Annotated in this window: 10 protein-coding genes; 3 read left to right on the top strand and 7 right to left on the bottom strand. The window is 66.1% G+C overall.

Annotation, left to right across the window (positions count from 1 at the left end; genetic code table 11):
- The first annotated feature begins 51 nt into the window (after nucleotides 1–51).
- A complete protein-coding gene (locus L867_RS0101845) occupies nucleotides 52–585 on the top strand; it encodes a DUF992 domain-containing protein (RefSeq protein WP_028735301.1) in 534 nt (177 codons plus the stop codon).
- Between the two features lie 288 nt (nucleotides 586–873).
- Here the strand turns inward: L867_RS0101845 and L867_RS0101840 are convergent, their stop codons facing one another.
- The 5 genes from L867_RS0101840 to L867_RS0101820 are packed head-to-tail and all read right to left on the bottom strand — an operon-like array spanning nucleotide 874 to nucleotide 6,331.
- Nucleotides 874–2,097 carry a molybdopterin molybdotransferase MoeA gene (locus L867_RS0101840; protein WP_028735300.1) on the bottom strand — a complete coding sequence of 408 codons (1,224 nt, stop codon included), beginning with the start codon at nucleotides 2,095–2,097 and terminating at the stop codon, nucleotides 874–876.
- Entirely contained in the window at nucleotides 2,097–2,582 is a 486-nt protein-coding gene (moaC, locus tag L867_RS0101835) for a cyclic pyranopterin monophosphate synthase MoaC (protein ID WP_037172316.1), read from the bottom strand. Before moaC ends, L867_RS0101840 begins: the two co-directional genes overlap by 1 nt.
- The gene (gene trpC, locus L867_RS0101830; protein ID WP_028735298.1) at nucleotides 2,582–3,394 is read right to left on the bottom strand and encodes an indole-3-glycerol phosphate synthase TrpC; all 813 of its coding nucleotides are present in this window, start codon (nucleotides 3,392–3,394) and stop codon (nucleotides 2,582–2,584) included. The genes moaC and trpC overlap by 1 nt, the downstream gene beginning before the upstream one ends.
- Nucleotides 3,395–3,399: 5 nt before the next feature.
- Nucleotides 3,400–4,422 (bottom strand): anthranilate phosphoribosyltransferase, encoded by a 1,023-nt coding sequence (gene trpD / locus L867_RS0101825; RefSeq protein ID WP_028735297.1) that lies wholly within the window; start codon nucleotides 4,420–4,422, stop codon nucleotides 3,400–3,402.
- 19 nt (nucleotides 4,423–4,441) lie between these two features.
- On the bottom strand, nucleotides 4,442–6,331 hold the full coding sequence (locus L867_RS0101820; protein ID WP_028735296.1) for a peptidylprolyl isomerase: 1,890 nt from the start codon (nucleotides 6,329–6,331) through the stop codon (nucleotides 4,442–4,444).
- Between the two features lie 279 nt (nucleotides 6,332–6,610).
- Between L867_RS0101820 and L867_RS0101810 the strand changes: the two genes are divergently transcribed.
- Nucleotides 6,611–9,250, top strand: coding sequence for a cation-translocating P-type ATPase (locus L867_RS0101810; RefSeq protein ID WP_028735295.1), 2,640 nt, complete (start codon nucleotides 6,611–6,613; stop codon nucleotides 9,248–9,250).
- 80 nt (nucleotides 9,251–9,330) lie between these two features.
- Here the strand turns inward: L867_RS0101810 and gltA are convergent, their stop codons facing one another.
- Nucleotides 9,331–10,620 (bottom strand): citrate synthase, encoded by a 1,290-nt coding sequence (gltA, locus tag L867_RS0101805; protein WP_028735294.1) that lies wholly within the window; start codon nucleotides 10,618–10,620, stop codon nucleotides 9,331–9,333.
- Between the two features lie 283 nt (nucleotides 10,621–10,903).
- Here gltA and L867_RS24315 point away from each other — a divergent pair, with 283 nt between their 5' ends.
- Nucleotides 10,904–13,459 carry a ComEC/Rec2 family competence protein gene (locus L867_RS24315; RefSeq protein ID WP_232363855.1) on the top strand — a complete coding sequence of 852 codons (2,556 nt, stop codon included), beginning with the start codon at nucleotides 10,904–10,906 and terminating at the stop codon, nucleotides 13,457–13,459.
- On the opposite strand, the gene lexA is transcribed toward L867_RS24315, so the two are convergent.
- A complete protein-coding gene (lexA, locus tag L867_RS0101795; RefSeq protein ID WP_028735293.1) occupies nucleotides 13,440–14,147 on the bottom strand; it encodes a transcriptional repressor LexA in 708 nt (235 codons plus the stop codon). The two genes, L867_RS24315 and lexA, sit on opposite strands and share 20 nt — an antisense overlap.
- Between the last annotated feature and the right edge of the window lie 177 nt (nucleotides 14,148–14,324).

Genomic DNA, 14,324 nt, shown 5'->3' with positions numbered 1-14,324 from the left:
ATCGCCCCATGGGCCTGCGCGGAGAATGCAAAGACAAGAAGGAATACAGGGATGAAGAAGACAATCACCACGGCGATCGCCGCACTGCCGGTCTTGCTTTCGGCCGGCATGGCCGTTTCCGCCGACGCGGTCACGGCGCGCGAGCCGGTGCCGACCTATCAGGAAAGCGACCGGGTCGGCGGCGTGCGCATCGGCTACCTGACCTGCGATGTCGGCGGCGGGGTCGGTTATGTCATCGGCTCAGCCAAGCAGGCCGATTGCGTGTTCTCCTCCGCCATGGGTGGCGAGGCGCTCGATCGCTATAGCGGCACGATCCGCAAGATGGGCGTCGACATCGGCTTCACCACGCGCTCCAAGCTGGTCTGGGCGGTGTTTGCCCCGACGGCCGGCTACCACCACGGCTCGCTCGGCGGCCTCTACCAGGGCGCAAGCGCCGAGGCGACCGTCGGTGCCGGCATCGGTGCCAATATTCTCGTCGGCGGCACGGCCGGCTCGATCCACCTGCAGACGGTGAGCGTCACCGGCCAACTCGGCCTCAACCTCGCCGCCACCGGCACCTCCGTCACCCTGACGCCGGAGGGGTGAGCCGCGATCCGCGAAGCGGAGCGATCGATCCAGTGAATCGATCGCAGCGGCGAACGCCCTGAGCCCAAGCGAAGGGCCGGCTTTTCCGACAGGAAAAGAGCCGCGATCCGCGCAGCGGAGCAATCGATCCAGCTCCCCGATTGCAGCGGCGAACGCCCTGAACGCAAAGCGAAGGGCCGGCTTTTCCGAGAGGAAAAGAGCCGCGACCGGTGAGAACGGACCGTTACTACAACTCCCAGAATGGCCGGCGCTCGCCGGCCGTTCTGCTGAGCGACCGGAGCGCTCCGGTCAGGCCTCCAAGGGCCGCAGCAGAAGCACCGGTGTCTCTGCGCCAACCGGCAGTTCGGGGGCATGGGGCGGGCGGATGATCAGGCAGTCGGAGCGGGCAAAAATCTTCATCATCGACGAATCCTGCTTGCCGTAGCTCTCGGCCCGGACATTCCCGTCCGCATCGCGGATCAGCCGGGCGCGCAGATAGTCCTGGCGCTTGTCGTTGGTGGCAAGCACGGTGGAGGTGCGCGCCGTCGAGAGGCGCGCAAGGGGCGGGCGCCCCGTGAGCTTTGCCAGCAGCGGCTCCATGAACAGCAGGCCGCAGACCATGGACGAGACCGGATTGCCCGGCAGGCCGAGCACGTGCATGCCGCCAAGCTCGCCGACCATCAGCGGCTTGCCGGGGCGCATGGCGATCTTCCAGAAGTCGAGGCGCATGCCGGCGGCGACCAGCGTCGACTGGACGAGATCGTGGTCGCCGACCGAAGCGCCGCCGAGGGTGACGAGGATGTCGGCGCCGCAGGCGCGGGCCTTGTCGACGGCGGCGGTGATTGCCGCGCGGTCGTCGCCGACGATGCCGAGATCAACGACCTCTGCGCCGGCCTGGCGGGCAAGCGCCGCGATGCCGAAGGTGTTGGAGCCGATGATCTGGTGCGGGCCGGGCTGTTCGCCAGGCGATACGAGTTCGTCGCCGGTGGCAAGGATCGCCACGCGCGGTCTGGCGAAGACCTCGACGGTCGCATGGTTCATCGCCGCGATCAGCATCAGGCGGGAAAAATCGAGTTGTTCGCCGGCCTTCAGCACCGTCTCGCCCTCGGCGAAATCCTGGCCGCGCGGGCGGATATGCCGGCCGAGCGTCACCGGGAACGTGGTGTGGATCGCCTGGCCTTCGAGCTTCTCGGCATCCTCCTGGATGAGGATGGCATCGGCCCCGGCCGGCACCGGTGCGCCGGTGAAGATGCGCACCGTCTCACCCGGACCGACGGTGCCGTCGAAGCCATGGCCCGCGGCCGATGTGCCGATCACCTTGAGGACCGTTCCGGGTTCCGGTGCGTCAGCGGCACGCAGCGCATAACCGTCCATCGCCGAGGCGTCGAAAGGCGGCTGGGTCAGCCGGGCCTTGATGTCGGCGCTCAATATGCGGCTGTCGGCTTCGCCAAGGGGCAGGGTCTCGCTGCGGGCGAGGGGAGCGGTGGCCTCCAGCAGGCGGCGCTGGGCTTCTTCGACCGAGAGCAGCGACATCAGTTGGCCTCCGGATGGCGGAAAGTGCCGGACTTGCCGCCGGTCTTCTCGATCAGCCTGACCCCGCCGATCTCCATCGCCTTGTCGACCGCCTTGGCCATGTCGTAGATCGTCAGGCAGGCGACCGAGACGGCGGTCAGCGCTTCCATCTCGACACCGGTCTTGCCGGTCAGCTTGGCGGTTGCCGTGACGCGCAGGCCTGGCAGATCAGCGTCTTCATCGATGTCGACGGTCACCTTGGTCAGCATCAGCGGATGGCAGAGCGGAATGAGGTTCGAGGTCTGCTTGGCCGCCATGATGCCGGCGATGCGGGCCGTGGCGATCACGTCGCCCTTCCTGGCATTGCCGGAGCGGATCACGTCGAGGGTCGACGGTGCCATCCGCACATAGCCCTCGGCGGTGGCGCTGCGGGCCGTCTCCGCCTTGTCGCCGACATCGACCATATGCGCCTCGCCGGAGGCGGTGATGTGGGTGAGGCCCGCCATCAGGCGACCTGTGCCGGAGGCTGGCCGGTCAGCAGCAGGCGGGTCGCGGCGGCAACGTCGGTCTGGCGCATCAGGCTCTCGCCGACGAGGAAAGTGGTGATGCCGCAGGCTTCCAGCCGCTTGCAGTCGTCGAAGGTGAAGATGCCGCTCTCGCCGACCAGCAGACGGTCGGCCGGCACCATGGCGGCCAGCCGCTCGCTGACGGAAAGGCTGACCTCGAAGGTCCGGAGGTTGCGATTGTTGATGCCGATCATCGGCGAGGCGAGTTTCAGCGCCCGCTCCAGTTCGGCTTCGTCATGCACCTCGATCAGCACGTCCATGCCAAGCGCGAACGCGTCGTCTTCGAGGCGCTTCGCCTCGTCGTCGCTGAGCGATGCCATGATCAGCAGGATGCAGTCGGCGCCGTGGGCCCGGGCTTCGAACACCTGATAGGTTTCGAACATGAAATCCTTGCGCAGCGCCGGAAGGCCGCAGGCCGCCCGTGCCTGGACGAGATAGTCGAGCGAGCCCTGGAAGCTCGGCGTGTCGGTCAGCACCGAGAGGCAGGCCGCACCGCCCGCCTCATAGGCTGCCGCCAGCGCTGGCGGATCGAAATCCGGGCGGATGAGGCCCTTGGACGGGCTTGCCTTCTTGATCTCGGCGATCAGGCCGAATTCGCCGGCGGCGCGGCGTGCCGTCAGGGCGCGATAGAAGCCGCGCGGAGCGGGCTGCTCGGCGGCCAGTGCCTTCAGTTCGGCAATCGGTCGCGCCACCTTGGCGGCGGCGATCTCTTCGCGCTTGTAGATCTCGATACGCTTGAGGATGTCCGCCATGGCCGTCAGTCCCGTGGTGCCTGGTTGGAAACCGCGATCAGCTTGTCCAGCGCGGCTGCGGCAGCGCCGCTGTCGATCGAACGGCTGGCCAGTTCCATGCCCTCGCGGACGGTGTCGGCCTTGCCGGCCACGATCAGGGCCGCGGCGGCGTTGCACAGCGAGACGTCGCGATAGGGGTTGCGGGCGCCGCCCAGGACCTCGCGCAGCGCTGCAGCGTTGACCTCGCCGTCGCCGCCGCGGATCGCCTCGAGCGGCACGGTCGGAACGCCAAAATCGTCCGGTCTCAGTTCGAAGGTGGTGATCTCGCCGTTCTTCAGCGCGGCGACCTGCGTCGGGCCGGTGGTGGTCACCTCGTCGAGGCCGCTGCCGTGGACGACCCAGGCGCTTTCGAGACCGAGATCACGCAGCGCTTCGGCGCCGGGCAGTAGCCATTCCGGCGAATAGACGCCGAACAGCTGGCGCTTGACGCTGGCGGGGCTCGACAGCGGACCGACGATGTTGAAGATCGTGCGGGTACCGAGTTCGACGCGGGCCGGACCGACATGGCGCATGGCCGGGTGATGCAGTTGGGCGAACATGAAGCCGATGCCGGCCTCGCGAATGCAGCGGGAGATCGTCTCAGGATCGATGTCGAGCCGGACGCCGAGCGCCGACAGGCTGTCGGCGGCGCCCGACTTCGAGCTCAAGGCGCGGTTGCCATGCTTGGCGACCGGCACACCGGCGCCGGCGACGATCAGCGCGGCCAGCGTCGAGATATTGTAGGTGTTGGTGCCGTCGCCACCGGTGCCGACGATGTCGATGGCATCGGCGGGGGCGTCGACTGCGACCATCTTGGAGCGCATGATCGAGACCGCGCCGGCGATCTCGTCGACGGTCTCGCCGCGCACCCGCAGCGCCATCAGGAAACCGCCGATCTGGGCCATGCTGGCCTCGCCGGACATCAGCACCTCGAAGGCTTCGCTGGCTTCCTGACGCGTCAGGGCCTGCCGCGTGGCGATCTTGGCGATATAGGGCTTCAGACCGGACATCTTCCTTGCTCCCTTCGCCTCAGCGAACCATTGCCTGTTCGGCAAGCTGCTGGTTGATCGTCACGCCGTAATCGTCCTGCAGCCGGTTGACCATCTGGTCGAGGATGTCGTCGCCGGACGCCTTGGCGATCGTGGCGATCTGGGCTTCGTCGTTGACCAGCGCATCGCTCGTCGGCTGGTCCTTGACGTCCGTCACCTTGAGCAGGATCTGGGTTTCCGGATCGCCGCCGGGGGCGCTGCCGACGGTTCCGACCGGACCGCTGAAGGCGGCCGTCACGGCTGCCGTGCCGAGGACGGCGTCTTCGGTCTGGCGACGAATGCCGGCCTTGCTCTCGATCGCGATGCCAAGTTCGGTGGCGATGACTTCCAGCGTCTCGCCCTTGACGGCGCGTTCCTTCAGGCTCTCGGCCCGGGCGCCGAGCGCGATCTTCTGCTGTTCGGCAATCCAGTCGGCCGTAGCCTTCTCGCGGACTTCATCAAGGGTCCGGTCGCGCTCGGCGATGATGTCCTTCACCTCGAGCCAAATATAGCCGTCATTGCCGATATTGACCGGCAGGGCCTCGACGCCGACGTCGGTCTGGAACACTTCGGCGAGAAGCGCGGCGCGTTCCGGCAGGTCCGGAACGTCGACTTCCTTCTCGTCCTTGCCGCTGCTGTCGGCGGCCTTGACGGTGATCGGCTTGAGCTTGAGCTGGGTGGCCGCCTCCTCGAGGGTGGAGCCGCCGGCGCGCAGGTCCTCGAACTGGTCGTGCACGGTGGCGATGTCCTCGATCGCAGCGGCTTCCGCCAGCGTTTCGCGGATATCTTCCTTCACCTCGTCCAGCGGCCGGGTGCGGCCTTCCTTGATATTGGTGATGCGAAGAATGACCGGACCAAGCGCACCGTCGATGACGTCGGTCGTGACGCCTTCCTTGGTGACGGCGAATGCGGCGTCGGCAAGGACCGGATCGGGCAGCTTGTCGTGCGAGAACTCGCCAAGCAGCACGTCGCTGGCCGTCTTGCCCTGGTCCGTGACCAGCTGGTCGAAGGTGGTGCCGGCCTTGAGTTCTGCGGCGGCGGCATCGGCCATTTCGCGGTTCTCGAAGCTCAGCTGTTCGATCGTGCGGGTGCCGGCGATCTCGTAGTTCTTCCTGTGGGCTTCGTAATCCTGGCGGATCGCCTCGTCGGAGATGGCTGCCTTGTCGGCGATGTCGGAAGGCTCAAGCTTCACATAGGCGAAGCTGCGGTATTCCGGCGCGCGATAGCGGGCCTTGACGGTTTCGAACCAGGCGGCGAGCGTGGCTTCGTCCGGCGCCTTGATCGGGTCGATATTGGCATTGGTCAGCAGCAGGTAGCTCAAGTCGCGCGTCTCATCGCGGTGGGCCTTGAGCGCGTCGACAAGCGTCTTCGGCGCAAGGAAACCGTCAGAGGTCGCCTCGACGATCTGGCTGCGCACGGCCACCTTGGAACGCTCGAGGATATAGTCGTCCTCGCGCAGGCCGGCATTGCGCAGCCTTGCAGTGAAGAGGTTGCGGTCGAACTGGCCGGTCTCGGACTTGAAGGCCGGGTCCTCGGCGATGAGCTGCGCCAGGCGGTCCTTGGAGAGGCCGAGGTTCATGTCTTCCGACAGCTGGTCGAGGGCGGCGCCGGCGGAAAGCTGGGCATAGACCTGGCTCTCGACGCCGAGGCCCTTGGCCTGCTCGGTGGTGAGCTTCACGCCGAAGCGGCGGCCGAGGTCTGCGAGCTGGCGCTGGTAGGCGAGGCTGAACTCGCTCGCCGACACCTGCTGGTCGCCGACGGCGATGACAGTGTCCGATGCCGAGCTGAAAAGCGATGCGGAAATGCCCCAGATCCCGAAGGAGGCGACCAACAAGAGCATCAGCAGTTTTGCGACCAGAGTGTGGGCAGCTTTTCTCAGAACTTCCATCATCGGAACTAAATCACCTCATTACAGCTCTTCGCAGACGGCGAAGCGGTTGACGTTCCTTAGAACAAACCGCTGCGGAAATGAAGGGATGTTCGGCGAAAAGGCGCCGGGCGGCACGCCTGCGGCAGCGAGCGCCCGGCCGGTGCAGGAATCGGTCCTGCGGGCCGGTCTGCAAGGCCGGGGCGCGCGCCACGTTTCACAATGACGCGGTAGCATCGGCATCAATATCGGGTACAACAAAAAACGCGGCTCCGGCCGGTTGGGCGAACATGCGGGGCAGGGATGGCAGAGACGGATGGCACCAAGGGCGAAGTGGTGGGAACCTTGACTGGGCTCAGCAGCGCTGAGGCCGTGCGTCAGCTGGAGAAATTCGGCGAGAACCGCCTGCCGGTCGCTGGCAGCCCGTCCTTCATCAAGGTCCTGGCGCTGCAGTTTCTGAGCCCGCTGATCTACATCCTGATGGCCTCGGCAGCGCTTTCGACCCTCATCAGCGAGATCACCGATGCCCTGTTCATCGCCACGGTGCTGATGGTCAACGGCATCATCGGTGCGATCCAGGAATATTCCGCCGGCAAGTCGGCCGATGCGCTGCGGGCGCTGGAACAGCCGCATGCGACGGTCATCCGCGACGGCCAGCGGCAGGTGATCGATGCGGCAGGCCTTGTCCCGGACGATCTCGTCATGCTCGAATCCGGCGAACGCGTGCCAGCCGACATTCGCCTGATCGAGGCAAGCGGTCTGCAATGCGACGAGGCTGCGCATACCGGCGAGTCGCGCGCGGTGGCGAAGGAGACCGGCGACGTGGTCTTTGCCGGCACGATCGTGACCCGAGGACGGGCCCGCGGCCTGGTCGTCGCCACCGGCAGCCAGACCGAGCTCGGCAAGATCGCCGGGGCCATCCAGGAGCGCTCGACCGCCAAGCCGCCGCTGATGATCCGGATGGAGGATTTTACCCGGCTGATCGCGGTCGCGGTCGGCGTCGCCATCGTCTTCCTGATCGGCGTTGGCCTGTGGCGCCAGATGGCGCTCGGCGAATTGCTCACCATGTCGATCGGCCTTGCTGTCAGCGCCATTCCGGAGGGCCTGCCGATCGCCATCACGGTGGCGCTTGCCATCAGCATGCGCCGCATGGCCAAGGTCAATGTGGTGGTGCGCAACCTGCCGGCAGTCGAATCGCTCGGCTCCTGCACCATGATCGCCACCGACAAGACCGGCACGCTGACGCTCAACGAACTGACGGTCACCGATATCCGGCTGCCTGACGATACGCATTGGCTGTTCGACACGGGCGTCGATCCCGTCGCCGGGGGCATTCGCAGCCACGATGGCGAGCACGATCGGCCGAGCCCGGCCGTCCAGCGCCTGCTGCGGGCGGCGACGCTGCCCAATGAGGGTGAGCTGGGGCGCAGCGGCGACGGCGGCTTCGATCCGATGGGCGACACCGTCGACATCGCCCTGCTGGCCGCCGCCCACAAGGGCGGCGTCAGCAAGACCGATCTGATGGAGCGCTACCGCCTGGAAAAACGCATTCCCTACGAACCGGAGCTGAAATACGCCGCGTCCTTCCATGTGGATGCCGATCACCTGCACATCTTCGTCAAGGGCGCGCCGGAAATGCTCCTTACCATGTGCGGCACGATGCAGGTGGGCGACCGGGCGGTTCCCGTCGAGCATGATCTCTTGCATCGGCAGATGGACGCGATGACCCGCAAGGGGCTCAGGGTGCTGGCCTTTGCCGAGGGGCGCATGGCGCATACGCTGAACGGCGACTACGGCGACCATATGCTGATCGACCTGAATTTCCTCGGCTTTACCGGGATGCAGGACCCGATCCGTCCGGAAGTGCCGGCCGCGCTCGCCGCCTGCCGCACCGCCGGCATCGAGGTTGTGGTGATCACCGGCGACGATCCGCGCACCGCAACCGCGATTGCCAAGGAGGCGGGGCTTGTCTTTGAGCCTGAGGACGTGGCGACTGGCGAACAGGTGGCTGCGGCGGTTGCGGCTGGCGAACAGTCTCTCGACGCCTTGACCCGGCATGTGCGCATCTTCGCCCGGGTCAAGCCGGACCACAAGCTCGCCATCGTCCGCTCGCTGGCCCGCAACGGCCATTACGTGGCGGTGACCGGCGACGGGGTGAACGATGCGCCAGCGCTCAAGCACGCCCATGTCGGGGTCGCCATGGGCCGGGCCGGAACGGATGTCGCCAAGGAGAGCGCCGACATCATCCTCACCGACGACAATTTCGCCTCCATCGTCGCCGGCATTCGCGAGGGCCGGGTCGCCTACAGCAATATCCGCAAGGTCGTCTTCATGCTGGTCTCGACCGGGGCCGCGGAGGTGCTGCTCTTCCTGCTGGCGATGATCCTCGGCACGCCCATGCCGCTCACCGCCGTGCAGCTTCTGTGGCTCAACCTCGTCACCAACGGCGTGCAGGACATTGCCCTGGTGACCGAGCCGGCGGAGGGAGACGAGCTCGAACGGCCGGTGCGCAAGCCCGAGGAATCACTGTTCGACAGGCTCATGGTGCGGCGGATCGTGGTGGCGACGCTGCTGATGGGTGGCGGCGGGTTTGCCCTGTTCTACTGGCTGATCTCGACCGGCGTCAGCGAGTTTACGGCGCGCAATCTGCTGCTGGTGCTGTTCGTGCTGTTCGAGAACTTCCAGTGCTTCAACAGCCGCTCCGAGCGGCGATCGGTGTTTCGCCAGTCGCTCGCCTCCAATCCCTTCCTGCTGGTCGGGATCATCGGGTCGCAGGCGCTGCATCTCGGGGCCATGTATGTGCCAGGGCTGAACGGCCTGCTCGGCATCAGCCCGATCACGCTCAACGACTGGCTGCTGCTCTTGGCGCTCGCTTCCAGCCTGCTGGCGGTGAGCGAGGTGGAGAAGGTCATCTACCGCCGAAAACTGGCGGCGCGTCCCTGAGGCCCAAAGAGCCAAATCGACAATGAAAAAGGGCCGGCGGAATACCGCCGGCCCTTGCATCTGGATGGTCCTGGAAGCGCTTAGCGCTTGGTGACCGGAACGTAGTCGCGCTGCGGCGCGCCGGTGTAGAGCTGGCGCGGACGGCCGATGCGCTGCTGCGGATCCTCGATCATTTCGTTCCACTGGGCGATCCAGCCGACGGTGCGGGCGAGCGCGAAGAGAACGGTGAACATGGTCGTGGGGAAGCCGAGCGCACGCAGCGTGATGCCGGAATAGAAGTCGACGTTCGGGTAGAGCTTCTTTTCCTTGAAGTAGGGATCGCTGAGCGCGATCTTCTCGAGTTCGAGCGCCACCTGCATCAGCGGATCGTCCGAATGGCCGGTGGCTTCCAGCACTTCGTACATGGTCTTCTGCATGATCTTGGCGCGCGGGTCGTAGTTCTTGTAGACGCGGTGGCCAAAGCCCATCAGGCGGAACGGGTCGTTCTTGTCCTTGGCGCGGGCGATGTATTCCGGAATACGATCGACGGTGCCGATTTCCTGCAGCATGTTAAGCGCCGCTTCGTTGGCGCCGCCGTGGGCCGGGCCCCAGAGGCAGGCGATGCCGGCCGCGATGCAGGCGAACGGGTTGGCGCCCGACGAGCCGGCGAGACGCACGGTCGAGGTCGAGGCGTTCTGCTCATGGTCGGCGTGCAGGATGAAGATGCGGTCCATGGCGCGGGCCAGAACCGGGTTAACCTTGTACTCGTCGCAGGGAACCGCGAAGCACATGTGCAGGAAGTTGGCGGCGTAGTCGAGATTGTTCTTCGGGTAAACGAAGGGCTGACCGATATGGTACTTGTAGGCCATGGCGGCGATCGTTGGCATCTTGGCGATCATGCGCAGCGAAGCGACCATGCGCTGGTGCGGATCGGTGATGTCGGTCGAGTCGTGGTAGAAGGCCGACAGTGCGCCGACCGTGCCGACCATGACGGCCATCGGATGGGCGTCGCGGCGGAAGCCGGTGAAGAACTTGCTCATCTGCTCGTGCACCATGGTGTGGTGCGTGACGCGGTAGTCGAAGTCCTTCTTCTGCGCGGCGGTCGGCAGTTCGCCGTAAAGCAGCAGGTAGCAGACTTCGAGGAAGTCGCCCTTTTCGGCCAGCTGTTCGATCGGATAGCCGCGATGCAGCAGTACGCCTTCATCGCCGTCGATATAGGTGATCTTGGATTCGCAGGACGCCGTGGACGTGAAGCCCGGGTCGTAGGTGAACGCGCCGGTGTGCTTGTACAGGGCGCCGATGTCGATGACGTCCGGGCCGATCGTGCCGGCCTTGACGGTCAGATCGACCGACTTTTCCCCGAGTTTCAAAGAAGCGCTTTTGTCCGTCATGCTAATCCTCCGGAATTGGCGGTTAGGCGTCCGAAAGGGCGCCTTGGGTTTAAGCGTAGGGATGTAGCTATATGATACGGAAGTTAATGCCAAGCTATCCAAAGGGCAAATTGTGCATCGCGAAAGCAGGCACAAGATGAAATATTCGGCGTTAAATCGATTGAATGATTTTGGCGCGAAAACGCTTTTACACGCACGCATAGCTTGTTAGATTTGTTGCCCTGGGAACCGCCTCGTATTCGGGGCGGAATCGGTGCCCGGCAGGGCGTCTGGGGGGCGGCAGGTGACGGTGGTGGCCGACCGGGAAGTCGTGCTGACCGAGGTGGCGGACACATTTCCGGCGCCGGTGACGGCGCTTGTCGCGACGCAGGAAACCGTTCCCCGACGGCTGCCGACAGCCGGCATCCTCGTTCGCATTCGCGAAAGGTTGCAACGGGCCGCCGAAGGCTTCGACGGCGCGCTCAGGCGGGAGCACGATCACGGCCATTTCTTCCATTTCGTTCCGGTGTTCCTCGGTGCCGGGGCCGTCTTTTGGTTCTGCCTCGGGCGGCCGCCGCCGACCGCAGCACTCGCGGTCCTGTGCTGCGTCGCGACGTGTGCAGGCCTGCTGCCCGCCGGCCGCAACCATACCGGCTGCCGGCTGGCCTCGGTGGCCGCCCTCGTGCTTGCCGGCACGCTGCTGGCCGATCTCGAGGCGCGGCGCCGGGCTACCACCATGCTGGACAGCGGCGTGACAACGGTGGTGACCGGGGTGGTCGAGCGGCGGGAGGCGGGCGCCAGCGGCGAGTGGCGCTATGTCGTGCGCCTGACATCGACCGCCGAACCCCGGTTGCGTCGCCCTCCGGAGCGGGTTTCGCTGCTGGCGCGGGGGAAGGGACCGCCGGCCATGCTCGGCGAGATGCTCACGGGACGGGCCCGCTTGTCGCCGCCGTCCGGGCCGGCGCTTCCCGGCCTCAACGATTTCTCCTTCTCCAGCTATTTCGACGGCATCGGTGCCGTCGGCTTCTTCCTCGGCGCCCCACGCGGACTGGGTTCCGGGCCGGGCGAGGAGAGCGTATGGTCGGCGACCGAGCGGACGCTGTTTTCCGTGCGTGATGCCATATCGACTCGCATCCGCAGCGTGATCGGTGGCGATCCGGGCGCCTTTGCCGCCTCAATCATCACCGGCGAGCGGCGATCGATGTCGAGGGACGCGACCGAGGCGCTGCGGCTGTCGGGCCTTGCCCATATCACGGCGATCTCGGGGCTCAACATGGCGCTCGCCTCGGGCATCTTCTTCGTTGGGCTGCGTATGGCGCTGAGCCTGCTGCCGGGGCTCGCCCAGGCCTTTCCGATCAAGAAGATCGCCGCGGCGGGCGCGCTGTTTGCGGCCTTCGCCTACCTGCTGATCTCCGGCTATCAGGTCTCGGCCGTCCGGGCCTTCCTGATGACGGCGATCATGCTGGTTGCCGTGCTGTTCGACCGGCCGGCGATCAGCCTGCGCAACCTGGCGCTGGCGGCGATCGTCATCATCGCAACGACGCCATCGGCGGTGATGGGACCGAGTTTCCAGATGTCGTTTGCAGCGACCGCGGCCCTGATCGCCGGCTATGCGGCATGGCGGGCAAGGCCGCGCAGGAGCCCCGGCCTGAGGTTGAGCTTCCCGGGTGCGAGGTTCCTCGGCGAGGGCGGCAAGCTGATGGCCGGCACCTTCCTCACCTCGCTGATCGGCGGGCTGTCGACGGCGATCTTCGCCATCGCCCATTTCCACCGCCTGGCGCCGCACGGGCTGGAGGCCAATCTCGCCGCCATGCCGATCATCTCGATCCTCGTCATGCCGGCCGGCTTGGTCGCCATGCTGCTCATGCCCTTCGGGCTCGACGCGCCGTTCCTCATGCTGATGGGCATCGGGCTCGAATGGGTGCTGGTGATCGCTCACGGCGTCGCCGGCTGGGGCGAGGCGATCGGCTTTGCCCGCATGCCCGCATGGTTTCTGCCTGTCGCCTCAATCGGTCTTCTGCTGATGACGCTGCTGCGCACCTGGCTCCGGCATGCCGGCTCGGCCCTGCTCGCGGCAGTGATCGCGACGGCGGTGCTGGTGCCGAGCACACCCCCGGCCGACGTGATGATCTCGGAGGACGGCCGGCTCGTCGGGCTGCGCCTGTCACCGCAAGGCCTCGCCACCAACCGGGCGCGCCCGCCGCGCTTCATCTTCGAGCAATGGCAGGCGGCGCTCGGAGCTGACGAACATCTCGGACCGGCGGATATGGGAACAGCGGTTACCGGTCTCCCGGCTGCGGAAGCACCGGCGCCGGCTGCTCCGCCGGCCAAATCCCCGCCTGCGACGACGACGCCGGACCGGCAGGCGCCAAAATGGACGGAGGATGATTTGGGCAAAGCGCGTGAACGCATGCGTGGCGCATTGAAATCAGCGGGCGAGGGGCGGTTTGTCTGTGAAGGCAAGAGTTGGTGCGTGGCGCGGCTCGGCAGCGGCTGGGCGATCGCCACGGTGGAGGACGCGGCCTTCGTCGGCGGCGCCTGCGACGTGGCCGACATCGTCGTGTCGGCGCGGCGGGTGGCGTTTGCGTCCTGCCGCTCGGGCGCCCGGCTTTTCACGGCCGAGACATTGCGTCGCAGCGGCGCGGTGGAGCTATGGTTCGGAGACAGAAAGGCGCGCGACATTCGCGTGATCGCGTCGTTCTCCGGCGGCTATCGGCCGTGGTCCGCCCATCGCCTCTATGACTGGCGAAGCGACAGTTTTCAGGCCGATCCCGTGCTCGACGGCGCCATTGCCCCGACGCCGACTGGCGATTCCGGCGGCCCTGCGGCCGCCGAGGATGTCAGTGATAGCGGCGAATGAGGCCGACCAGCTTGCCCTGGATCTTCACCCGGTCGGGGCCAAAAATGCGGGTCTCGTAGGCAGGGTTTGCGGCTTCCAGCGCAATCGATGCGCCGCGGCGGCGGAAGCGCTTCAGCGTCGCTTCCTCGTCGTCGACCAGGGCGACGATGATGTCGCCGGGATTGGCGTTGGAGGCGTTGCGGATGATGACGGTGTCACCGTCCAGGATGCCGGCCTCGATCATCGAATCACCCTTGACCTCGAGCGCATAGTGTTCGCCGGCGCCGAGCATTTCGGCCGGCACGGTGATGTCGTGGGTGTTGTTCTGGATCGCCGAGATCGGCACGCCGGCGGCGATGCGGCCCATGACGGGCACGCTGACCGAATTCGACGGCTCCTCGATCGCCTTCGGTGCGACGGGCGGCGTCTTGCCGAGGCTGCCTTCGATGACGCTGGGCGAGAAGCCGCGGCGCGGCTGCAGGCTCGGCGAATAGGCTTCCGGAAGCTTGATCACCTCCAGCGCGCGGGCCCGGTTGGGCAGGCGGCGGATGAAGCCGCGTTCTTCCAGCGCCGTGATCAGGCGGTGGATGCCGGACTTGGAGGCGAGGTCGAGCGCGTCCTTCATCTCGTCGAAGGAGGGCGGAACGCCCGATTCCTTCATCCGTTCGTGGATGAACAGAAGCAGTTCCTGTTGCTTGCGCGTCAGCATGTTCGGAGCCCCAATTGGTGAAACAAATACGGAACATACACTATATGTTCCATATGTGTTCCGCAAGTGCCTAAGATTCCGTGAAGTGTGCAGTGCGAAATGAAAATCTTTGCAAAGCGGCCCGAACGAGACACCGGCCAGGAGGAGCGTGCGGGCCGGCACAGAGATCGGGCTTGC

The sequence above is a fragment of the Paenirhizobium selenitireducens ATCC BAA-1503 genome (assembly GCF_000518785.1).
Lineage (GTDB): Bacteria > Pseudomonadota > Alphaproteobacteria > Rhizobiales > Rhizobiaceae > Allorhizobium > Allorhizobium selenitireducens.
The sequence above is the reverse complement of the archived record's forward strand: the minus strand, read 5'-3'. Positions and strand labels throughout refer to the sequence as shown.

What these genes read in the sequence shown, in the direction of transcription:
- lexA (WP_028735293.1), bottom strand. Translation starts at nt 14,147, where the DNA reads ATGCTGACGCGCAAGCAACAGGAACTGCTTCTGTTCATCCACGAACGG.
- L867_RS0101845 (WP_028735301.1), top strand. Translation starts at nt 52, where the DNA reads ATGAAGAAGACAATCACCACGGCGATCGCCGCACTGCCGGTCTTGCTT.
- L867_RS0101840 (WP_028735300.1), bottom strand. Translation starts at nt 2,097, where the DNA reads ATGTCGCTGCTCTCGGTCGAAGAAGCCCAGCGCCGCCTGCTGGAGGCC.
- L867_RS0101820 (WP_028735296.1), bottom strand. Translation starts at nt 6,331, where the DNA reads ATGATGGAAGTTCTGAGAAAAGCTGCCCACACTCTGGTCGCAAAACTG.
- trpD (WP_028735297.1), bottom strand. Translation starts at nt 4,422, where the DNA reads ATGTCCGGTCTGAAGCCCTATATCGCCAAGATCGCCACGCGGCAGGCC.
- moaC (WP_037172316.1), bottom strand. Translation starts at nt 2,582, where the DNA reads ATGGCGGGCCTCACCCACATCACCGCCTCCGGCGAGGCGCATATGGTC.
- L867_RS0101810 (WP_028735295.1), top strand. Translation starts at nt 6,611, where the DNA reads ATGGCAGAGACGGATGGCACCAAGGGCGAAGTGGTGGGAACCTTGACT.
- trpC (WP_028735298.1), bottom strand. Translation starts at nt 3,394, where the DNA reads ATGGCGGACATCCTCAAGCGTATCGAGATCTACAAGCGCGAAGAGATC.
- gltA (WP_028735294.1), bottom strand. Translation starts at nt 10,620, where the DNA reads ATGACGGACAAAAGCGCTTCTTTGAAACTCGGGGAAAAGTCGGTCGAT.